Origin of the sequence: Vibrio nereis NBRC 15637, from assembly GCF_001591105.1 — a bacterium.
In the GTDB taxonomy this organism is placed as follows: domain Bacteria; phylum Pseudomonadota; class Gammaproteobacteria; order Enterobacterales; family Vibrionaceae; genus Vibrio; species Vibrio nereis.
This window is the reverse complement of the sequence record NZ_BCUD01000009.1, coordinates 135,623-155,542: the sequence shown is the minus strand read 5'-3', so window position 1 is coordinate 155,542 and position 19,920 is coordinate 135,623. Positions and strand designations below refer to the sequence as shown.

The window sequence follows — 19,920 nt, the reverse complement described above, 5'->3', positions numbered from 1 at the left end:
ACTTCTGACTTAGAAAGTGCCGACTGAAACGCCTTCAGGCAAAGACGCGTTTCAAGTTGGCCTAGTGAATGTCGGAAATGACACAGAATTACCGCCTTTAGCAGCTAAACCTCTACTACGTTCTCCCTTGGTAGTGATAAAATCTCTGCTCCAGAATTACCGAGAAACTCTATGTTTATCCATCATGTTAACGGCATCGACTGGCTGGTGATTACAGCTTTTGAAGAACTGAAACCTCTATTTATTGAAGAAGCCGGTGCAATCCCCTCTTACTTCTCTGCTGCCAGTGAATTGAACCTGATTGATCAAGCCAAGCGGGCTTATGGATATTTGCCTACACTCAGCGGCGTAATCACTGATACCGGAACATTTCAAAGCCAAGATAACGAAGAAGATTTGAACCCACAGCTTGCCTGTCTGGTTGAGGGGCGTGGTCGGGTGTTTATCTATCACGGCGGCTTTGTGGCTTTTGTGGATGACGAGCAAACCTTTATTACCCGAATGGACTGAAACTTATTCAGTCATTTGAAATCGGGAAATTGAACGGAGCCGACTCCTAGCTTCAAAATGCTGAGGTTAACTGACAAGCTGTTTCCCTAGTAAAGAACAGGGCAAAAAAGAGTCAGCCTGAAGGTCTGGCTCTTTTGATTGAAAGCACATGGTATCGTGGAAGAACTTAGGAGGCTGTGGCAGGTTACACTCGCTTACTCCTTGGGCTGGTGACCCGTCTTCTTCGCAAGCTTTTGCATTGCCTCGGCAAACGTTGTTGTCCCGCCTTTAGCTTTAACCTGTATTACCTTATACCCCATATTTTCCAACGCTTGGCGTTCTGCCAAAACAGCTTTGTCATCTTGCTGACTACCTTGAGCAGGCTGATGAATGTAGTATCCCTCTAGTTTACCATCTTCGACCAATTGGTGATGTTTCAGTGCATCGATATCAAAATTCATAATAAGTCTTTTCATTAAAAATTGGGCGTTTCTGTGGCAGGTCACATCCGCTTCAAAGGCTTCACGACACTATCTAAACCTTCAATTTTGAGCGCTAAACACAACTTGAGCAAATCCCCTAACTCTCCAGACGGCCAGCCCTTTTTATCGAACCACAGTAAATACTCTTCAGGCAGGTCAATCAGTATACGACCTGCGTATTTACCAAACGGCATCTGCATTGTCGCTAATTTTATCAAATTTTGTTTTTCAAGCATGGTGTCATATCGAGTGTTTTAACTGCCCGAAAGCGTAGCACTAAAACATAGCTAGCAATAGTCTTACGCTGCAGTTAAGCACTCAAAGGGAAGCAAGAGAATAGAGGGTTATGACTGCTTAACAACGTGAGCATACTCAACAACAACTTGGTTGCCGTCGATGTAAGCATTTTGAATTTCACCATCCACACTCATTCGGCTTTGCAGATACACGACCTTAGGGCCATTATCCGATTGCTCTTGTAAGGATGGTACTACTTGCTTGGGTTCTAGGCGCAGCAAGCGACAAAAGTGGCTAACGAAAGACATGTTTAAAGGCTGCTCACCACGAAGCATTTGTGAAAAAGTCAGCTGATTCATACCCAGCTTTTTCGCAAACTCCATCTGAGTCAGTCGCATTTTCGATTTTTGTGACATCCAAGTGTTATAAAGTGCTTCTCTATCTTGCTGTGTAAATTCCATGATGATTCCCTGTATAAGTGTTGACATAAATTGTCAGTCTTTTATTGCAGAACCATGTCAGCGTATAGTTAGGGCAATATAAAGGTTTGGTCTAGAGGCTCGAGCTGCGCCTCTTCATAGTAAAGTCGTGTGAGAATGAAAAAACGGACACCGTTGGCATCCGTTTTTATGTGGTTAAAACCAGCTGAAGACTAGCCGTTTAACCCAGTCCCAAAGACGTTTGAACAGACTCCCCTGCTCAACATCCTCTAAGGCAACCAAGTCGACTCGCGCCACTTCGTTTTCGTCCGCCATATAGATGACATCGCCAATTTTACTGCCCGCAGTAATTGGCGCAGTCAGCTCATCTCCAATCTCGATTTGCGCTTTTAATTTTGGCAAGTCACCTTTACTCAAGGTTAAATAGACGTCTTCACTCACACCCGTTTTCAGATCGTCTTTTTCTCCCATCCATACTTTAACTTCGCTCAGTGTGTCTCCCGCTTTGGTTGGGGTGACTGTTTCGAAAAAGCGGAATCCATAACTGAGCAGTTGCTTGCTCTCCGACTCTCTGCTTTTTTCACTACTCGACCCCATCACGACACTGATAAGGCGCATGTCACCACTAGTTGCAGAGGTTGCGAGGCTATAACCGGCTCCACTGGTATATCCGGTTTTCATTCCATCGACATTCAGACTGCGGTCTCGTAACAAACCATTACGGTTATATTGCGTAATACCGTTATAAGTAAATGAGCGCTCACTATACATGGGGAAGATAGCAGGCAAGTCTCGTATGATTGCTTGGCTCAATTTCGCGATATCTCTTGGAGTAGAATACAAGTCATCACTATCCAATCCATGCGGATTAGCAAAAGCCGTGTTTGTCAGGCCAAGTTTGCTTGCCCAACTATTCATTAGGCTAACAAAGGCATCTTCACTGCCAGCAACATGTTCTGCAATTGCCACACTTGCATCGTTGCCAGATTGAACAACGAGCCCTCGATACAAATCGCTGAGCGAGACCTGCGTCCCCACTTCAATAAACATCTTTGACGAATCTGGGAAGTTTTTCGCCCAAGCGTTTTGGCTGATCGTGACCTGATCTTCTAGTGAGATATTCCCTGTCTGAACCTCTTGACCTGCCACATAGGCGGTCATCAGTTTTGTTAAACTCGCCGGGTTTAGCGTATCGTCAGCATTTTTTTCAACCAACACACTGCCCGTATTGTAATCCATCAGAATGTAACCTTTCGCTCCAAGAAGTGGAGGGTCGGGAACAATAGTTGGTGCAGAAATAGCGCTAAAAGATAAAGTACAAAGAGTAAGAGCAAGAGTCGTATTTTTCATAGTAATGCTGCAAGCTTCCAAGTTAAGACCACTTACACCAGTATAAACAAGCCAAGTTTCGTTTCAGCGTATTTGCAATCACTCGTTACGGTTCTTGAAGATTTATCGCAATAATTGGGAAACACGCCTCTTTTTCTCAACAAAAAAGCCAGCACTTCTCAGTACTGGCTTTGATAAATAAGTCAAAAAGAGTGGTTTACGCGACGCTTTGCTGCAAGCGTTTCATCATTAAACGATCTTTGTAAGTAAACCAAACATAGGTCGCGACAATAGAGAAGAACAAGTAGGAAAGAGCAAAAACCAATGGTGAACCAATCAATCCTTGGCTGACACCCCAACTGACTCCTGCAATGGTGACTGCGATCTTCGCGAACAAACCGCAAATTAGTAGTGCCAACGCCAATTGAGGAAAGCGGCTGCTTCGGAAAGCGAACCAATAGCACGCGCCCACCGCCATAGTGGAAATATACAAACCTAGAAGAAAAGAGTGCAGATGCTCTGCCGACGCAACACCCGCGGTTACTGACACCATCAATATAAGAAATAATTTCATACTCTGCCTCGCTTTTCTGTCAAAAAGCATCTTTTCATTTATGGAAACTCATTTTTCTCATATTTTCCCCTTTCTAATAGAAAGATCAAGGGTAATGCATGTATATTTTTCATACAAAATAACACCTTACATAAATGTTAATATACAGTTAAACGTCTGGTTTTAAAAAGCCATTTAACTATTTGAACTTTAAGTAAATCCAAGCTAACACCACCCCAGACCAACACAAATTTGCAACATTATTGACAACAAATAACTTTGTGGTTTTGTGACATTTCACCGCTGAGAAGATGTCAAAACCGGGCTTTAAAGCGAAACAAAACTTAAGTTTTCAAAAGTGGCACTTTTTATTTACGGCAATCTGTAAATTTATGTGAACTTTACCACTGTTCAATTTATTTCAACTCGTCTCAATTCAACACCTCTGCTACATTTGCGTCACAAATTTTTAGGCTTTCATTTCCATGCTTTCAGAGTACCGCATTAATAAAATCGTCGAGATTGGGGACACCCTTCACCGCACAGGGTGTGCCCCTTATAAGTTGGAAAAATTCACCAAGTTTTATGCTCGCAAACACGGCGTTGATGTCATGATTCAGGCAACGCCAACAACCGTTAACTATCAGTTTCCAGATGACAACAACGCTGTCATCATGAAGCGCCATCAACCTGCATCTATTAACCTGAGTTTGCTGGCAAATACGATCATCAGGATCAATCAGCCCAGTAATGAACCCATTCCAGAGCCTGTCGGTTATCCCAAGTGGATTATTGCTTTGGCTAATATGGGCATCCCACCTGCATATTTAATGCTGGTAGGAAGCACACTAGACGCGATTTATATCTCGATATTCTTGGGGTTTGTGATTTGGCTTAGTCAGCAAGTATGCAAAGCCAGAAGAGCCATAGCCGTCGAGTTCATTGCCGCGTTATTAACTGGGGTACTTGTCGCCTTTTTCGCAAGCACAGACGCCGCTATACCCGTTTGGGCTCTGTGTATTGCCTCTGTCATTCTTTTTGTCCCGGGTTTATCAATAGCAAACTCACTCGAATGCCTTGCATTCAACGACTTAGTTTCAGGAACAAGCTTACTGGGGCAAAGCGCGCTTACATTGATTAAACTATTTGTCGGTATTGTGATGGGGCTGAATATTGGAGAATCTATTTGGGGCCAAGCTGAAGCAACCAAATACGTTAATGAAGTGCCTCTGTGGCTGCATATCGCGGGGCTATTCCTACTGTCGATTTCTCTTGGAGTGATTTTTAACGCCCGCACCAAAGATATTCTGCTAGGTCTTCCTGTCGCGGTACTCGGCATGTGGGGGCCATTTTATCTTGGGTTTGAGAGTGGCTGGGTCGTCGGCACTTGGGTAACAACGGTATTAATCACGCTCTATGGTACTTGGTTAGCAAAAAAACTGGAGCTCACCGGAGCTATCTATATTGTACAAGGGATTATCATTTTGGTTCCCGGAAGCCGAGTCTTGGTCAGTGCGGGTCAATCCGTTTTTGAACAATCCATTTTACCGATTCCAAGCATTGGCCTTTCTGCGCTATTTATGTTTTCAGCCATTGTGGCTGGCCAAGTCACTGCGTACTCCATTTACTCACCGAAAATTGAACACTAAAAAGCTTTATCAGTAAAAAGAAAGAGCCCTATTCAAACTTCGCTTGCTAAGCGGCTTTTGAATAGGGCTCTTTCCCTTTGTGTTTCATTTTGCGGCTGAAACTTCCTTTACCTTTCTTCGCTTTCTCGACTCTTACTTTAAACAGTTGGCTTGTCACGACCGCTTTTAACGCATTGTCTTTCACTTTACCTCTACCTACTTCAAGTTCTAACTGAAGTGAGTTTTGGTAATCGCCTGATTTTCGATTACTTTTGGGCATCATCCCCTCCTGATTTTTAACTACAATCGACTGCTACAAGATGTAATTTGCAACGTATTGATATAGAGTTACAACTCAATAAGGCAGTTGCTAGAATATTACACTAATTCTAGTTCTGCTGGTATTTTTTTCGAAACTATACCTAGCGCAAGTTTCTTATGAAAACCCCACTGATAGACGAATAATCCTATCTATTTTGATTGACTTAAACGTACTTCGCTTTAAACTTGACCTCAGCTAGAAAACGGTTCTTGTTCAATTCGCCGTTTCGTTGGATTTCTTGTATATCTTCCGTAACGTCGTGCGCAATAGCAATCTCCTTTTCCACGCTATAGGTGCCGTCATGGCTTTATAAAAGATTTTTCAAGGATATACATTATGTCTAACACTGTTACTGGTACAGTTAAATGGTTCAACGAAACTAAAGGTTTCGGTTTCATCAAACAAGAAAACGGTCCTGACGTTTTTGCACACTTCTCAGCAATCGAAGGCGACGGTTTCCGTACTCTTGCTGAAGGTCAAAAAGTTGAGTTCGTTATCACTCAAGGCCAAAAAGGCCCTCAAGCTGAACACATCAAAGCTGTTTAACTTGTAGCTAAATAAAGTTTACAATAGCCAGCATTTTTGCTGGCTATTTTTATATCTGTTATGGCACTTAAACCCACTATTTATAAATTCCGTATCTCTCTTTCTGACACAAACCGAGATATCTACGATTCAGCGCAACTGACGATTGCCCAACATCCGTCCGAAACCATTGAACGAATGATGGCCCGCATTTTGGCTTTCTGCGTAAAATACCAACCTGATCTTTCTTTTACCAAAGGGCTTTCAACTACTGAAGAGCCCGACTTGTGGGTAAAATCTCTAGACGACCAAATTCAGCACTGGATTGAGATCGGTGAGCCTTCTCTGGATCGAATCAAGAAAGCCACTCGCCTATCACCAAGCGTCGATGTCTTCAGCTTCAACAGTAAATCCGATGTATGGTGGGAGCAAATTAAGAACAAAGTCCCTCAGTACAATGCCAATATTTATCGATTTAATTGGCAAGCTATCGAAGCTTTATCTCAGGTAGTAGAACGCGGGATGGACCTCTCAGTGATGATTACTGGCGAGAGTGTGTTTGTCGATAGCGCTCAAGGCTCATTCGAAATCCAAATTGAGACGCTGTACTCTAATGAATAATCTGGAAGGTGCGTTACAGAACATACACGCCAATGTCTTGCTGGATTCACATAATGTGAAACCCGAGTGGGATGTATTTTGCGAGCAATATGAGCCTTTGTTTAACAAAGTAAATCAAAACAAGCCCAATACCTCTGCAACGCATCATCTATTAGGGGTGTTAACCAAAGCCCATATCGAAGCACAAACGCTTATCCACACTCACCAAGAGTCGATGAGTGATATGGAAAAAGTACTCAAAGATAATCTCGGTGAGGAACACGCGTCCCGTTTTGAGAACCAGAGTCAAAAACAGCTTATCTTCGTTACTCACCTTTGGCTCTATCTGCAAGGCTACCTACAAATGGATTTTAGCCTCGCAAACGATCATGCCGAACAAACAGCAAAAACCATCACGCAGATTTCAGGGTTGGACAGCAATACACTGCGCACCGAGTTTCTTGGTAGTTATTATCAGGGGATTGAGCTCTCTCCTATTGAGAAAAAGCGTCACCCAATCCTTGACTGGTTAAAGTCATTCTTCAATTCATAACGAAAGTGAATGGCAAAAGACAAGAAAAGGCTTCCAACCGGAAGCCTTTTACACATGCAGTTTTATAGATAAGTGTGAGGACCAAACACTTCATAGTGGATGCGTTCACGCCCTACACTGTGCCCTTCTAGCTGCTTAACCACGCTTTCCATAAACGGCACCGGACCACAAATATAAAAATCCGCCTCGTTGATTGGTAACTCATCGACCACTTGAGTGATGTCCATGTTACCTGCGAAATCTGCCTGTTCATTCAGATACCAAGCAAACTGCTTCCAGCCCTGCTGCTCAACAAGCTCTGATGTTTCTTGCTTAAAGGTATGCTGCTGTTCGCCATTACACGCATACAAGTAGCTCACTTCTTGCTTCCCATCTTGAGCCAAAGAATGAAGCATAGATTGGATTGGCGTCGCACCCACACCTGCAGACATAAGTACGACAGGCTTTTGCTTTTCTTGATAGTAAAAATCGCCTGCTGGTGGATACAGTTTCACAACGTCTCCTTGCTCCACTTCATCGTGCATAAAGTTAGAAACCAAACCGTTGTGCTCACCCACTTCGCGTTTAACTGAAATACGATAACTCTGACCGTTTGGCTTATGAGAAAGCGAGTATTGACGAATTTCAACGTTTTCAGCGTGGGTGGGTTGAACTTCAATCCCTAGGTACTGACCTGGGCGATAGTCGATCACTTGTCCACCATCAATCGGCTCTAACACAAAGCTGGTGACATATTCAGACTCTGGTGTCTTCTCTGCCACTTTAAACTCACGAGCATTTTCCCAGCCCCCCGCTGCTTGTTTACGTTCCTTATACAACGCACCCTCGCGGTCGATAAAGATCTGAGCTAAAAATAGGTAGGCGGCTGTCCAAGCTTCTTCGACTTCTTGAGTAAAAGCCTCCGGCGCGAGTTCACGCAATGTTTCAATCAGGTGATGACCAACGATTTGGTAATGTTCCGCCTGGATGTTAAAGCTAGTGTGCTTGTGTGCAATACGTTCGACTGCAGCAGTCAATGCTTCTAAGTTTTCAATATTTTTTGCATATGCCGCAACGGCTTCAAATAGAGCCACGCTCTGACGACCCGTTTTCTGATGCGACATATTGAAGATGTCTTTAAGTTCCGGGTTATGTGAAAACATGCGCTGATAAAAATGCTGAGTTAAGGCAGGGCCAGCACTTTCAAGTAGTGGAATGGTGCTCTTTACGACTTCAATATGGTGATTGTTGAGCATGGACTTCTCCTGATTAGATTATAGTGTTTTATAGTTTTTCACTAGACAGAGCACGATCAGTGCCAACTTAATAAAATCAGGCTATCACTAAGGTTAGACGCCCAAACAGCACTATAAAATGTCAATTTGACATCTTTCAATTGAGTCTAAATGACTCTAAAATATCAGTATAACTCACATCCATTGGCGCAATCTCATACAGTTAAGATTACGCTCTAAAACAGAGACTTGGTTAAAGAGATGCAAGATATTTCTGTATCAACCCTTATCGACATGACCATCGGCCTTGCAGCAGGCGACAACGATCATGAAAGGTTCAGTAAACTTCTGGATGCCATCCGTAAAGCCATTCAGTGCGACTGTGTCGCGTTGCTGTCCTTGCAAGGCGATACTTTGGTGCCGTTATCGATGCAAGGATTAACACGCGATACCATGGGTCGGCGTTTTAAGGTCGAGGAACATCCTCGCTTTAAAGCGATCTGCGAATCGAAAACCGCAGTACGATTTGATTCTGACTGCGCGCTGCCGGACCCATTTGACAATTTATTGCTCGATTACGAGGGTGATCTACCGATGCATTCATGTATGGGGTTACCATTAATCTACGCAGACAAGCTATTGGGCGTGCTCACACTCGATAGTATGACGCCGAATCTTTTCAACCATATCCCAGCCCGCAGCCTTGAAGCCCTTTCCGCTATTGCAGCTTCAACCTTAAAAGTCGCATTAACCGTCAGCCAACTTGAGCAGCAAGCAAAGCAAACTCAGCAACGATTCGAAGAGCTGAATGAAGAAGCGTGGGAGCGCGATGGCGGTGAAATTATCGGCTCAAGCATTTCAATGGAGTCACTCAGAGCTGATATCGAAGTCGTTGCGCCATCAAACTTCAATATTCTGATCCACGGTGAAACAGGCGTGGGTAAAGAGTTGGTCGCCAGAAGTATTCATCACTTGTCACATCGCCGTAAGCAACCCCTAGTTTACGTAAACTGCGCCGCGATTCCGGAAAATTTAGTCGAAAGTGAGCTATTTGGTCACGTCAAAGGGGCGTTTACGGGCGCAGAGAAGTCGCGCATGGGTAAATTTGCCTTAGCAGACGGCGGAACACTTTTTCTCGACGAGATTGGTGAGCTGCCTTTAGCAGCACAGAGTAAAATCTTACGCGCACTGCAAAACAACGAAATTCAACCCGTCGGTCAAGACAAAGTAGAGAACATAGACGTTCGGGTACTAGCAGCGACCAATCGAGATTTGAAGCAAGAAGTGGAAGACGGTCATTTCCGTTCAGACTTGTATCACCGACTCAGTGTTTACCCGATTGATGTACCGCCTTTGAGAGATCGCCAAGGTGATGTAGCTCTGCTGGCGGGATTCTTTCTAGAACAAGCGAGGCGCAAGCTCGGCATTGTGCAAATCAAGTTGGGTAAAGAAGCGCAGCAACAACTGAATAACTATAACTGGCCAGGTAACGTGCGAGAGCTTGAACACGTGATAAACCGCGCCGCATTAAAAGCGCGCGCACGCGGTACTAATGGTAAATTGATTACCGTCTCAACTAACGATATTGGCGAATTACAGCCATTAGCTCAGCTGTCGTCAGATTCCTCTTCCAAGTCTAAGGAAGTGCTCCCTCGCCCTGACTGGTCTATGGGGCTGCGCGAAGCCACTGATGAATACCAAAGAAACATCATTACAACCGTACTGACAAGTGCGAACTTTAACTGGGCTCAAGCCGCACGCGAGTTAAAAACAGACCGTGCAAACTTAACCAGACTAGCGAAAAGATTGGGGATTACTGTCACTAAGAACCACAAGATAAGTACACTCTAACGGTCAACTTAGCTACAATGCCCACGTCAATGCAAGAGCCAACGCTCAACGGCTCTTTCATATCGTAAAGTCACTAGCAAAATCTATAATTAAAGGAATGTTATGAAGTTTATTCGTTGGTTTTTGGGCCGCATTATCCTGCTGCTCAACTTTGTATTCTCTCCAAAGGGAGTAAAGCGCTCAGAAGAATCGCAAAAAGAAGCCGACAACAAAGCACAAAACATGGCGCTTTATCAGTTCGAAGCTTGTCCATTTTGTGTGAAAGTACGTCGCGCGATAAAGCGCCAATCCGTCAACATTGAACTGCGTGATGCGAAAAGTAATCCGCAGCATCGCAGTGAACTTGAATCTGGCGGTGGTAAGGTCAAAGTGCCTTGCCTAAGAATCGAAAAAGATGGCCAAGTCGAGTGGATGTACGAATCATCAGACATCGTGGCTTATTTAGAGCAAGAGTTCGCTTAATATCCCATATGGATGCCAATCTGATTAATCCGATGTCGGCGAAGCTAAGCCGACCACGCTGTCAGGTTGGTATTCGTTAATTGAGGTCCGTTTTATGCCAGCTGTACAACTCGACACGTCGGACATTAAAGCCATTGTTTTTGACTTGGACAATACCCTCGTCAGCTCCAACATGAACTTTCAATGGCTACGTGAGCAAGTAGGATGCCCACAAGAGCATGATTTGCTTTCCTATGTGGATGACATTCAATGCCCGCAGCAAAGTGCTAAAGCCACCGAACTCATACTGCAGCACGAAATGGATGACGCGGCCCATTCTGCCCCTATGCCTGGTTGCCTGACACTATTGAGCTTTATTGAAAAAAATGACCTACATACTGCAATTATCACTCGTAACTGTGAAATGGCAGCTTTAAGAAAAGTAACGCACAATCGACTCAATATCTCTCGTATTATCACTCGCGAGCATTTCCCGCCGAAACCCGCCCCCGATTCATTGCTTGCTTTGGCTAATGAGTGGGCGCTGAAGCCTCATCAAGTCTTATACGTGGGTGACTACCTCTATGATCTGCAAGCAGCATTTAATGCTTGCATGCCCTCTTGTCTAGTCACCAATGGCAAGGACTCTTTATTTCACGCACATGCTTCGGTTGTGGTGAAACAGCTTGATGAACTGGTCGAATTACTGTCTTAATTTCGGACTTAAGATAACTAAATTCACCATTGCTAGAATCTTTTCCGTTTAGCGCTTGAAATTGCACCTTTTAACCAAGATTTACAACAGTGGATAACGACATGCCACTCACTTCCAACCGAAACAAAGGTTAATATGACATCAACAACGCGGGGATCCTCCCCTTCTTTAGCTCGTCAGCTTTTTCAAATGACATGGCCCATGATGTTTGGTGTTTTGTCTCTGATGAGTTTCCAACTGATTGACAGTGCATTTATCGGTCAACTTGGTGTGCTGCCTCTTGCGGCGCAAGGTTTCACGCTGCCGATACAAATGGTCATTATTGGTATTCAAGTTGGTCTTGGCATTGCTACCACTGCTGTGATTTCAAAAGCACTAGGGGCAAAGCAAACTCAGTATGCAAAACAACTGGGTGGGCTGATTATTACCATCGGTAGCATCGGAGTCGCTGTCGTAGCGGTTCTGATTTATTTGATCAGAGATTTTATTTTGCTACTGCTAAGTGCGCCAGACACAGTTTTTCCGATCGTTGAAAGCTACTGGATCGTGTGGTTGATCAGTGCGTGGACAGGGGCATTTTTATACTTTTTCTACAGTATTTGCCGAGCGAACGGAAACACCATGTTACCCGGCACTATGATGATGGTGACCAGCGTACTCAATATGGTGCTCGACCCTATTTTTATCTTTACGCTCGACTTAGGCATTAATGGCGCAGCCATAGCCACGATTCTGTCGTTTGGCATCGGGATTCTCGTCGTTGCACCCAAGGTAAATAAAAACCATTGGCTTAGCTTTGACTGGGATGACTTAAATGTGGTGAAAAGCGTTCGCTCTATCACCAATATCATGGGCCCAGCCATGATCAGCCAATTGCTTCCCCCATTATCCTCCATGTTGGCCACGAAACTGCTCGCAAGCTACGGCACGGCCGCCGTTGCTGCATGGGCGCTGGGTTCACGTTATGAATTCTTTGCTATTGTCGCGGTTTTGGCACTCACTATGTCTATGCCTCCGATGGTTGGACGATTACTTGGCTCACGCGATTTACAAGATATCCGAAAATTGGTGCTCTTGGCGTGTCAGTTCGTGTTGGGTTTTCAACTTCTGATTGCGCTACTGACTTGGTTATTTGCGACACCTCTGGCCGAGTTGATGACTAGCGAAAGTAGCGTGACTGACATTCTGAACTGGCATTTGCTGATCGTACCACTGAGTCTGGGGCCACTTGGGATCTGTATGTTGATGGTTTCTATCTCAAATGCACTCGGCAAGTCATACACAGCTTTAACCATATCTGCGCTGCGCCTGTTTGCATTTTTCTTACCTTGTTTATGGATCGGCTCACAGCTGTTGGGATTGAAAGGAATATTCTACGGCGCGCTACTGGGTAATATCCTTGCGGGTATTAGCGCATGGTTCATGTACCAGCAAGCACTCAAGCAGGTCGAAGATAAGCTCACGCGACTTTAACTTCTACTTCGCGGCGAATATCTTTTCAGATCAGCGACTCCTCCGTAAAAGAGTATTGAAATCATCTTGTGCGGAGGAGTCGCTTTTTATCACCTATAAAAACCAAGGTTAATAGTACTAATTTTTTGAGCATCAACAACAAGATAGACAGATGACGACCGCCCGATAAACACGTATTATTCTGCCTACCATTTTTCTCTAACAAAAACCATGACAAAACGATCCCACCTCCCACTACAAGGCGCAAGCTGGATGCTCACAGCAGGCCTTGCTTTTGCCGTCGTGAATAGCCTTGCTCAAGTCGCTAGTATCAACTTTGGCTTATCATCCACCACAGTGGCACTCATTCAATACGCGATTGCGCTTATTGTTATCCTCCCGTACTTGAAAACGCTCGGCATCAGAAAGTCTCTCAAGACTGAGCATTTAGGTATGCACGTATTTCGTGTATTCCTTTCCGTGATTGGTATCCAGCTATGGTTGTGGGCACTGGCTTACCCTGTTCCTATCTGGCAAGGCATCGCATTGCTGATGACGTCACCACTTTTTGCAACCGTTGGTTCTGGATTATTGTTGAAAGAAAAAGTGGGCGTTGCTCGCTGGTTTGCAACACTGACAGGCTTTGCTGGCGCAATGATTATCCTTGAGCCTTGGGCTGAAGACTTCAATTGGGCTTCTTTACTGCCTGTAGGAGCCGCGTTTTTCTGGGCATGTTACTCGTTAATGGTGAAGAAATTATCGTCAGATGACTCCCCTTCGACGATGGTCGTTTACTTACTTATTTTGATTACTCCATTCAATATTTTACTCGCATTACCAGACTGGCAACTACCAACGGGTGGCACGATCTGGATGGTATTGATTGCTGCTGGGGCGATTACCGCGTTAGCACAATGGGCCATTGTAAAAGCGTACTCGGTTGCCGACGCGTCTTTTGTTCAGCCATTTGACCATGCGAAATTGCCACTCAATGTACTCGCAGGCTGGATGGTCTTTGGCTGGGTTCCTCCGGGTCGCTTGTGGTTAGGGGCGGCGATCATCATTGCTTCTGTGGCTTTTATCACCCAGTGGGAGTCAAAAAAGTCTAAGCTACTGAAATAAACCACGGCGAAACTCTTTCTATTAAGGAAAGAGCTTCAGGAGAGCATTCTATGACAGACCCAATCAAAATCACGCTCTACCGTTGGGCAGGCAGTTGGGGCCCATTTAGCGTCAAGATCCCATGCGGTGAGTGTACATTGACTACAGACATTCTTAGTGACACCTTTGAGAATGAACTCTTTGGCGTACCTATCAAACTAGAGGTAAAGGACTGGTTGTCACACTGGTGGGAACCACTCAAAGTTGGGGCTTGGCACGCGCCAATCGTCATGGTGGAAGGTAAGGTAATCAGCCAGGGTGAGGCTCTGAACCGTGGCATGCTGGTACAAGCGGTGATCCAAGAATGGACAAAACGCGATACATTAAAAGGCAACATTGTTTACGGTAAAGAGACCTGTCCATACTGCATTAAAGCGAAAAAAATGCTCGACGAAGCAGGGGTTGAATATCAATATTATGATGTGGTGAAAGACAGCGCTGCTCTTTACCGCATGATTCCAGAGGTCAAAGCCATCATTGGTGAAAAAACACCTGTTACGGTTCCTCAGATCTGGATGGATGGCCAATATATTGGCGGCGCAGACAATCTTGATACTTGGTTAAATAAGAAGGGATTAAATAAAGTACCTGATAACGTCGTCAACCTTGGTTAGCCAACACAAAGATATCAATCAAGCTAATACAACAAAGCCCCCAAATTTGGGGGCTTTGTTTTAAATTCAGCGGCTACGTTTACTTCGCGACTTTCTTCATCATACGCTTAAAGAAAGAGGCTTTCTTCGCTTTAGGCTTATTCAGTGCTTCATACATCGCTTGTTTCGCGATCATTTGACCAAGATATGCATTGCCTAGTTCGTGATTCATGTTTATCTCCTCGATATCAGGAGTGTGATTTTAATCACAAATAAAACAAAAACAAGATCTAAATCACATTATTTCACACGTTTAGGTTGCTGATAGGTTTTTCCAGCGGCTTGATAGGTGTCTTTACGTTTCACTTCAAACATCGCATCAAAGAACCAAGCAACAAAGCGAATCACATCATCACCTTCGTTCATCACATGCTCGATGAACTCTTGCTCTTCCCCTTGCTCATTTTCTTGTAGCGTAACGTGGTAAATACGTTTTTCACCTTCAACTTCTGCAAGAGCAAACTGACCAGTAAGAGACTCAGCGGCGGCTGCAACCTCTTCATCTTCGCTGGTTTTCAGCATTTCTAATGCTTGTGGAAGACTCTCTTTCTCGCACAGTGCTTTAACCAACTGTTCAAATTCTTTCTGTTCCATGCTTTTGTCCTCAATGGATGGAATATTTCTGCGCGCATTGTATCAATCACCTAGTGGCTTTCAAGCAAACTCTTTGGCTCACCGTATGCTCAACATTCGCACAAGTTTTTCAACCTTGAATATAAACGTTCTCTTTTACACGCCCCTTTAAGCCATCACTAAATAGGTGTAGATTGGATACGATTTAAAAATAATAACCAATTTAAAAGGCTAATTAATGCCTGATAAGAATAAATAAGGGCCAGTAAATGGATTGGATTCAAAGTGTTCATAGCTACATACGAGTGGTCGACGAAGGAAGCTTCAGTGGTGCGGCACGTAAGATGAACACCACCAGCTCTGCTATTAGTAAACGTATTCACTGGCTAGAAGAGCGGATCGGGGTGCAATTGCTCAAGCGCACCACTCGTTCCGTGACCCAAACAGAGGCAGGTGCTCTCTTCTACGAGCGAGCTAAAGTCCAGATAGAAAGTTGGCAATCCATTGTGGATGAGACGCGTTCTGTTAGCCAAACTCCTGCTGGGCTGCTAAAAATTGGCGCAACACTGGCGGTAGGTTCTAAATTCTTAGTGCGCTATCTGAATGATTTTCTCCACATGTACCCAGATATTCGCATTCAACTGATCACGACCACCCCGGGGCAACTGCCTGAACTGAGCTTGGATCTCTTTATTAGTCGCGAGTTAGAACAACTGAACTCATTAAGCTTCAAAGCAACCGCACTATTTGAGCACAAGGCGGGGTTCTACGCCTCTCCCGATTACATTGAGCGCTTTGGCGAACCCCAAAATGCCACCGAGTTAAAAGAACACAATGCTTTGGTATGGGGAGAAAAGCCTCAGCGGGAAGTTAAACTCTCTAAAGGACAACGCGTGGTACTGACAGGAAACTTCACAACTACTAACCCGGAAGCACTGTTCTACGCAGCCAAAAGCGGTATGGGCGTCCTGATAACCAATGATTTTATGATCAAAGACGAACTCAAAGCAGGGACATTAAAACGCATCCTACCAGATATCACGGCGGATGAAGCAACAGTGTATGCTTACTATCCTAAGCTCGATTACCAGCATACCCGAACGAAACTTTTTCTCGATTACCTTAAAGAGCGACTGGCTCAAGAGCACATATAAACCGAGCTACGACTAATTATTTGCACTCAGTATTTGCCTATCTATGCAACGTACGCCATATTTAATGTGAGCCCTGACTAATTACATTTGGATGTTTATAAAATTTAGGTTCTCACTATGGCTAGGAATATGATGAATAAGTCGTTGACGTACTTGGATGTTATCTACGACACGTTAGGTTTAGACGATACCGAATTGCTGGAAAAAGTAACCCTAGTGTTGCATCAGCAATTTGGCTCTATTTGTACCTGTTTGGTTGAGTTTAATTGCATCAATACTAAGGTAAGAACGCTTTCATACGCTTGCCAAAACGAGCTTAAGCCACCAGTGGAGTACTCTCTGGCCGATACGCCCTGCGCAATTTTTCAAGACTCCAAGCAAGACTATATTTTATATGAGAAAAATTTTAGCGAGACCTTTTCCGACTTCCGTTTTCTTCAAGAAGCTGGAGCGCAAGCGTACATAGGGATACCGCTCAAATCATCGTCAGGAGAAGTGCTGGGGGTTTTACAATCTTCGTTTGCCTCTCCACTGGATGAAACCGAAGATCTCATTTATTACCACCAGTTGTTTGCCCGGCTGATCGTCCATTGCTTACGTGAAAAATGGCTGGCTGATAAATCCAAAATGCTAGTGCATCAGCTGAGTTTTGAAGTCTCCCACGACAACCTCACTGGCTTACTCAATCGAACATGCTTATCCAGTAAACTGGATCAACTGACAGAAAACAATGTTCAGTCTTTTACCCTCGCCTATATCGATATTGATAACTTCAAATCGATTAACGACATTTATGGTAATTACATTGGCGATGAAGTGATTAAGTTTGTGGCGAACGCGATCAAAGATTCCGTCGAAGATTCGCAACTGGCTTACCGCATTGCCGGAGACGAGTTCGCCTTTATTTCCTTGGCTGAGGATCCGTTTGAGGTTTGTAATCGTATCATCAGCAAAGTGGAATCCGGCTACCAAGACTCCGCGCACACCATTAAAATCCGAGTGAGCATTGGCTTAGCCAGCAACAGTGCGCAGCACCTTACCGCGGATCAGATCATCCTTAACGCCAGTTTAGCGCTCAAAGAATGTAAACAGTCTCGCCAGCATTACATACAATGCTATGACACACATTTGAGCGTTCAATATTACCGACGCGCCATGGTGATAGATGCACTCAGGAACGAACTAGACAAAGACATCACTCAAAGTGAAGTCTATGTCGTTGTACAACCGATCGTGGCACACGACTCAAACAAGTGGGATTACTTCGAAATTTTGGCTCGATGGCACAGTGAAACACTAGGCAATGTGTCACCTATCGAGTTCATTCATGCTGCAGAACAGTCTGGCCTGATCATCGAACTCGGAGAGCGTATTCTGCAACTGGCTTGCCTAGCTAAACAAAAAATTGAGCAAGGCTTAGGGTACAAAGTTAGACTGAGTATTAATTGCTCTGCATATGAAATACAAAACTCCAGCCACTATCTTCATAATTTGTTAGACACGATCCAAGGCTATGGGTTTAGCCCTTGCGATTTTACTATCGAGCTAACGGAAACGGTACTGCTTTCAAAAACCAGTGAAGTACGCAAAACCTTGGATAACTTACGGCTTCTCGGTTTTTCCATCGCCCTTGATGACTTCGGTACAGGCTACTCAAGCCTAAATTACATTCATAGCTACCCGATCGATTACATCAAAGTGGATGCCACTTTCATTCGCAACATGATTTCGAGTAAAACCGCTGAACGAGTTGTATGGTTAATCACTCAGCTCGCCAAACAGCTCAATGTCGAACTGATTGCAGAAGGGGTGGAGAGTAAACTCGCCTTAGATAAACTTTACGCCATGGGTTGTGAACACATTCAAGGTTACTACTTCTCTCGACCACAAAAGCCGACCGAATTGGTCGAATTTTATAAAATGAACCAAACGTCTGAGTCGAGGGTTTCTAATGGTTAATATGGCTAGCTAAGAGGTGATGATAAAAGTCATGTCCTACCCTTAATCAAAACAAGCTTGATTTACCTTACTGTAATGATAATAATTATCATTACTTAATTTACCGCAGGTGGATTAAGCATTATTAGATAACAAAAGGTAGCCACATGACCCAAGCCTCAACCCAACCCCAGTACAGAATAGAAAAAGACAGCATGGGCGAAGTTAATGTTCCCGCCGATGCTTTGTACCAAGCGCAAACTCAACGCGCGATCGATAACTTCCACTTCAGTTGCCATACTATGCCTGCCGCCTTTATTCAGGCGTTAGCGTACATCAAGCAAACCGCTGCACTTACTAATGCACAGTTAGGCCTGCTAGAAGGCGATATTGCTAATGCGATTGCAGACGCAGCGCAAACCATCATAGATGGCGAGCACCAAAAGCAATTTCCTATCGATGTCTTCCAGACGGGATCTGGCACCAGCTCCAACATGAACGCCAATGAAGTGATCGCCACACTCGCCAGTGAGATTTTAGGTGGAGATGTCAGCCCCAATGACCATGTTAATATGGGCCAAAGCAGTAACGACGTTGTGCCGACCGCCATTCAAGTGAGTTCTGCATTATCGATTGAAAGGGAACTCATTCCTGCACTCTCGCACTTAATCGCAACACTTCAACTCAAGCGACAAGAAATAGGCGATGCGGTAAAAACAGGCCGAACCCACCTTATGGATGCCATGCCCGTCACCTTTGATCAAGAACTGGGCGGTTGGCAGTTTCAGATTGAACAAGCCAAAGCGGCCATTGAGCAAAGCCTGCACGTAGTAAAAGCACTTGCTCAAGGCGGCACGGCCGTTGGGACAGGCATCAACGCTGATCCTAGGTTTGCTAGCGCCTTCTCGGATAACTTAGCCCAGACGACTAAAGTATCCTTCACGTCCAGCGACAACTTTTTCTACAACCTCAGCAGCCAAGATGCCATGGTTGCGCTCTCAGGACAGCTCAAAACAGCTGCTGTTGCTATGATGAAGATCGCTAATGATTTGCGTTGGATGAACTCCGGCCCCTTGGCTGGGCTAGGAGAAATCGAACTTCAGGGCTTGCAGCCAGGCTCTTCCATCATGCCAGGCAAAGTCAATCCTGTGATACCAGAAGCGGCCGCAATGGCTGCCGCTCAAGTGATTGGCAACGACACAACCATCACTGTCGCTGGGCAGTCAGGCAACTTCCAGCTCAATGTTATGCTGCCTGTCATCGCGCACAACATTCTAGAGAGCATAGAGTTACTCTCTAACAGCGCCGTCGCATTGGCAGATAAAGCGATTGCTACCTTTAATGTCCGTGACGATAATTTACAAAAAGCTTTAGCCAGAAACCCAATACTGGTGACCGCTTTAAACCCCGTAATCGGTTATCTAAAAGCAGCAGAAATCGCAAAGAAAGCCTATAAAGAAGGGAAAGCGATCATTGATGTCGCAGAGCAAGAAACCGACCTTGATAGAGCAACACTTGAACGCCTTTTAGACCCAGCTAAGCTCGCAGAAGGTGGGCTAGCTGGCTAAACTCATTGGCCAAAAACCGTGATGTGTTTTTGGCCAACTCTA

At 44.6% G+C, this 19,920-nt stretch carries 23 protein-coding genes; 14 read left to right on the top strand and 9 right to left on the bottom strand.

Annotated features, from left to right (window positions below; all coding sequences use genetic code 11):
• Positions 1-171 precede the first annotated feature (171 nt).
• Entirely contained in the window at positions 172-510 is a 339-nt protein-coding gene (locus tag VNE01S_RS11805) for a hypothetical protein (protein ID WP_053394513.1), read from the top strand.
• A 194-nt stretch (positions 511-704) separates the two neighbouring features.
• On the opposite strand, the gene VNE01S_RS11800 is transcribed toward VNE01S_RS11805, so the two are convergent.
• The 5 genes from VNE01S_RS11800 to VNE01S_RS11780 all read right to left on the bottom strand — a co-directional run bounded on the left by VNE01S_RS11800 (position 705) and on the right by VNE01S_RS11780 (position 3,551).
• Positions 705-950: a hypothetical protein gene (locus tag VNE01S_RS11800; RefSeq protein WP_053394512.1), complete on the bottom strand. Its 246-nt coding sequence runs from the start codon at positions 948-950 to the stop codon at positions 705-707.
• 41 nt (positions 951-991) lie between these two features.
• Positions 992-1,207 carry a DUF3820 family protein gene (locus tag VNE01S_RS11795; RefSeq protein WP_053394511.1) on the bottom strand — a complete coding sequence of 72 codons (216 nt, stop codon included), beginning with the start codon at positions 1,205-1,207 and terminating at the stop codon, positions 992-994.
• Between the two features lie 108 nt (positions 1,208-1,315).
• Positions 1,316-1,669 (bottom strand): helix-turn-helix domain-containing protein, encoded by a 354-nt coding sequence (locus VNE01S_RS11790; protein WP_053394510.1) that lies wholly within the window; start codon positions 1,667-1,669, stop codon positions 1,316-1,318.
• Between the two features lie 174 nt (positions 1,670-1,843).
• A complete protein-coding gene (locus tag VNE01S_RS11785) occupies positions 1,844-2,998 on the bottom strand; it encodes a D-alanyl-D-alanine carboxypeptidase family protein (protein ID WP_053394509.1) in 1,155 nt (384 codons plus the stop codon).
• A 196-nt stretch (positions 2,999-3,194) separates the two neighbouring features.
• Positions 3,195-3,551 (bottom strand): hypothetical protein, encoded by a 357-nt coding sequence (locus VNE01S_RS11780; RefSeq protein WP_053394508.1) that lies wholly within the window; start codon positions 3,549-3,551, stop codon positions 3,195-3,197.
• A 464-nt stretch (positions 3,552-4,015) separates the two neighbouring features.
• Here VNE01S_RS11780 and VNE01S_RS11775 point away from each other — a divergent pair, with 464 nt between their 5' ends.
• Positions 4,016-5,179 carry a threonine/serine exporter family protein gene (locus tag VNE01S_RS11775; protein WP_053394507.1) on the top strand — a complete coding sequence of 388 codons (1,164 nt, stop codon included), beginning with the start codon at positions 4,016-4,018 and terminating at the stop codon, positions 5,177-5,179.
• A gap of 46 nt (positions 5,180-5,225) precedes the next feature.
• Here VNE01S_RS11775 and VNE01S_RS11770 read toward each other — a convergent pair whose 3' ends face one another.
• The gene (locus VNE01S_RS11770) at positions 5,226-5,438 is read right to left on the bottom strand and encodes an alternative ribosome-rescue factor A (RefSeq protein ID WP_053394506.1); all 213 of its coding nucleotides are present in this window, start codon (positions 5,436-5,438) and stop codon (positions 5,226-5,228) included.
• Positions 5,439-5,816: 378 nt separating this feature from the next.
• Between VNE01S_RS11770 and VNE01S_RS11765 the strand changes: the two genes are divergently transcribed.
• Genes VNE01S_RS11765 through VNE01S_RS11755 form a run of 3 tightly spaced genes read left to right on the top strand, consistent with a single transcriptional unit; the run spans position 5,817 to position 7,158 of the window.
• Positions 5,817-6,026, top strand: coding sequence for a cold-shock protein (locus tag VNE01S_RS11765; protein WP_053394505.1), 210 nt, complete (start codon positions 5,817-5,819; stop codon positions 6,024-6,026).
• Positions 6,027-6,086: 60 nt separating this feature from the next.
• Positions 6,087-6,626 (top strand): YaeQ family protein, encoded by a 540-nt coding sequence (locus VNE01S_RS11760; protein WP_053394504.1) that lies wholly within the window; start codon positions 6,087-6,089, stop codon positions 6,624-6,626.
• Positions 6,619-7,158 carry a hypothetical protein gene (locus tag VNE01S_RS11755; protein WP_053394503.1) on the top strand — a complete coding sequence of 180 codons (540 nt, stop codon included), beginning with the start codon at positions 6,619-6,621 and terminating at the stop codon, positions 7,156-7,158. The genes VNE01S_RS11760 and VNE01S_RS11755 overlap by 8 nt, the downstream gene beginning before the upstream one ends.
• 62 nt (positions 7,159-7,220) lie before the next feature.
• Here the strand turns inward: VNE01S_RS11755 and hmpA are convergent, their stop codons facing one another.
• Complete coding sequence (gene hmpA / locus VNE01S_RS11750; RefSeq protein ID WP_053394502.1) at positions 7,221-8,393, bottom strand: NO-inducible flavohemoprotein; 1,173 nt, start codon at positions 8,391-8,393, stop codon at positions 7,221-7,223.
• A gap of 240 nt (positions 8,394-8,633) precedes the next feature.
• On the opposite strand from hmpA, the gene norR reads away from it, so the two are divergent.
• From norR to VNE01S_RS11720, 6 genes are all read left to right on the top strand, one after another.
• Positions 8,634-10,223, top strand: a complete 1,590-nt coding sequence (gene norR, locus VNE01S_RS11745; protein WP_053394501.1) for a nitric oxide reductase transcriptional regulator NorR — start codon at positions 8,634-8,636, stop codon at positions 10,221-10,223.
• A gap of 102 nt (positions 10,224-10,325) precedes the next feature.
• Positions 10,326-10,685, top strand: coding sequence for a glutaredoxin family protein (locus VNE01S_RS11740; protein ID WP_053394500.1), 360 nt, complete (start codon positions 10,326-10,328; stop codon positions 10,683-10,685).
• Positions 10,686-10,779: 94 nt separating this feature from the next.
• A complete protein-coding gene (locus VNE01S_RS11735) occupies positions 10,780-11,379 on the top strand; it encodes an HAD family hydrolase (RefSeq protein ID WP_053394499.1) in 600 nt (199 codons plus the stop codon).
• A 135-nt stretch (positions 11,380-11,514) separates the two neighbouring features.
• On the top strand, positions 11,515-12,852 hold the full coding sequence (locus tag VNE01S_RS11730; protein ID WP_053394498.1) for an MATE family efflux transporter: 1,338 nt from the start codon (positions 11,515-11,517) through the stop codon (positions 12,850-12,852).
• A gap of 210 nt (positions 12,853-13,062) precedes the next feature.
• Positions 13,063-13,953 (top strand): DMT family transporter, encoded by an 891-nt coding sequence (locus VNE01S_RS11725; RefSeq protein ID WP_053394497.1) that lies wholly within the window; start codon positions 13,063-13,065, stop codon positions 13,951-13,953.
• 50 nt (positions 13,954-14,003) lie between these two features.
• Positions 14,004-14,606: a glutaredoxin domain-containing protein gene (locus tag VNE01S_RS11720; RefSeq protein ID WP_053394496.1), complete on the top strand. Its 603-nt coding sequence runs from the start codon at positions 14,004-14,006 to the stop codon at positions 14,604-14,606.
• 79 nt (positions 14,607-14,685) lie between these two features.
• On the opposite strand, the gene VNE01S_RS19715 is transcribed toward VNE01S_RS11720, so the two are convergent.
• Both VNE01S_RS19715 and VNE01S_RS11715 read right to left on the bottom strand, forming a co-directional pair.
• A complete protein-coding gene (locus tag VNE01S_RS19715; RefSeq protein ID WP_281178098.1) occupies positions 14,686-14,817 on the bottom strand; it encodes a hypothetical protein in 132 nt (43 codons plus the stop codon).
• Positions 14,818-14,885: 68 nt separating this feature from the next.
• On the bottom strand, positions 14,886-15,239 hold the full coding sequence (locus tag VNE01S_RS11715; RefSeq protein ID WP_053394495.1) for a hypothetical protein: 354 nt from the start codon (positions 15,237-15,239) through the stop codon (positions 14,886-14,888).
• Between the two features lie 248 nt (positions 15,240-15,487).
• On the opposite strand from VNE01S_RS11715, the gene VNE01S_RS11710 reads away from it, so the two are divergent.
• From VNE01S_RS11710 to VNE01S_RS11700, 3 genes are all read left to right on the top strand, one after another.
• The gene (locus VNE01S_RS11710) at positions 15,488-16,372 is read left to right on the top strand and encodes a LysR family transcriptional regulator (RefSeq protein WP_053394494.1); all 885 of its coding nucleotides are present in this window, start codon (positions 15,488-15,490) and stop codon (positions 16,370-16,372) included.
• 117 nt (positions 16,373-16,489) lie between these two features.
• Positions 16,490-18,331, top strand: a complete 1,842-nt coding sequence (locus VNE01S_RS11705; RefSeq protein WP_053394493.1) for a putative bifunctional diguanylate cyclase/phosphodiesterase — start codon at positions 16,490-16,492, stop codon at positions 18,329-18,331.
• A 146-nt stretch (positions 18,332-18,477) separates the two neighbouring features.
• Positions 18,478-19,878 carry a class II fumarate hydratase gene (locus VNE01S_RS11700; RefSeq protein WP_053394492.1) on the top strand — a complete coding sequence of 467 codons (1,401 nt, stop codon included), beginning with the start codon at positions 18,478-18,480 and terminating at the stop codon, positions 19,876-19,878.
• Positions 19,879-19,920 lie beyond the last annotated feature (42 nt).

Coding starts and splice junctions, on each gene's coding strand:
- VNE01S_RS11805 (WP_053394513.1), top strand. CDS start 172: ATGTTTATCCATCATGTTAACGGCATCGACTGGCTGGTGATTACAGCT.
- VNE01S_RS11800 (WP_053394512.1), bottom strand. CDS start 950: ATGAATTTTGATATCGATGCACTGAAACATCACCAATTGGTCGAAGAT.
- VNE01S_RS11795 (WP_053394511.1), bottom strand. CDS start 1,207: ATGCTTGAAAAACAAAATTTGATAAAATTAGCGACAATGCAGATGCCG.
- VNE01S_RS11790 (WP_053394510.1), bottom strand. CDS start 1,669: ATGGAATTTACACAGCAAGATAGAGAAGCACTTTATAACACTTGGATG.
- VNE01S_RS11785 (WP_053394509.1), bottom strand. CDS start 2,998: ATGAAAAATACGACTCTTGCTCTTACTCTTTGTACTTTATCTTTTAGC.
- VNE01S_RS11780 (WP_053394508.1), bottom strand. CDS start 3,551: ATGAAATTATTTCTTATATTGATGGTGTCAGTAACCGCGGGTGTTGCG.
- VNE01S_RS11775 (WP_053394507.1), top strand. CDS start 4,016: ATGCTTTCAGAGTACCGCATTAATAAAATCGTCGAGATTGGGGACACC.
- VNE01S_RS11770 (WP_053394506.1), bottom strand. CDS start 5,438: ATGCCCAAAAGTAATCGAAAATCAGGCGATTACCAAAACTCACTTCAG.
- VNE01S_RS11765 (WP_053394505.1), top strand. CDS start 5,817: ATGTCTAACACTGTTACTGGTACAGTTAAATGGTTCAACGAAACTAAA.
- VNE01S_RS11760 (WP_053394504.1), top strand. CDS start 6,087: ATGGCACTTAAACCCACTATTTATAAATTCCGTATCTCTCTTTCTGAC.
- VNE01S_RS11755 (WP_053394503.1), top strand. CDS start 6,619: ATGAATAATCTGGAAGGTGCGTTACAGAACATACACGCCAATGTCTTG.
- hmpA (WP_053394502.1), bottom strand. CDS start 8,393: ATGCTCAACAATCACCATATTGAAGTCGTAAAGAGCACCATTCCACTA.
- norR (WP_053394501.1), top strand. CDS start 8,634: ATGCAAGATATTTCTGTATCAACCCTTATCGACATGACCATCGGCCTT.
- VNE01S_RS11740 (WP_053394500.1), top strand. CDS start 10,326: ATGAAGTTTATTCGTTGGTTTTTGGGCCGCATTATCCTGCTGCTCAAC.
- VNE01S_RS11735 (WP_053394499.1), top strand. CDS start 10,780: ATGCCAGCTGTACAACTCGACACGTCGGACATTAAAGCCATTGTTTTT.
- VNE01S_RS11730 (WP_053394498.1), top strand. CDS start 11,515: ATGACATCAACAACGCGGGGATCCTCCCCTTCTTTAGCTCGTCAGCTT.
- VNE01S_RS11725 (WP_053394497.1), top strand. CDS start 13,063: ATGACAAAACGATCCCACCTCCCACTACAAGGCGCAAGCTGGATGCTC.
- VNE01S_RS11720 (WP_053394496.1), top strand. CDS start 14,004: ATGACAGACCCAATCAAAATCACGCTCTACCGTTGGGCAGGCAGTTGG.
- VNE01S_RS19715 (WP_281178098.1), bottom strand. CDS start 14,817: ATGAATCACGAACTAGGCAATGCATATCTTGGTCAAATGATCGCGAAA.
- VNE01S_RS11715 (WP_053394495.1), bottom strand. CDS start 15,239: ATGGAACAGAAAGAATTTGAACAGTTGGTTAAAGCACTGTGCGAGAAA.
- VNE01S_RS11710 (WP_053394494.1), top strand. CDS start 15,488: ATGGATTGGATTCAAAGTGTTCATAGCTACATACGAGTGGTCGACGAA.
- VNE01S_RS11705 (WP_053394493.1), top strand. CDS start 16,490: ATGGCTAGGAATATGATGAATAAGTCGTTGACGTACTTGGATGTTATC.
- VNE01S_RS11700 (WP_053394492.1), top strand. CDS start 18,478: ATGACCCAAGCCTCAACCCAACCCCAGTACAGAATAGAAAAAGACAGC.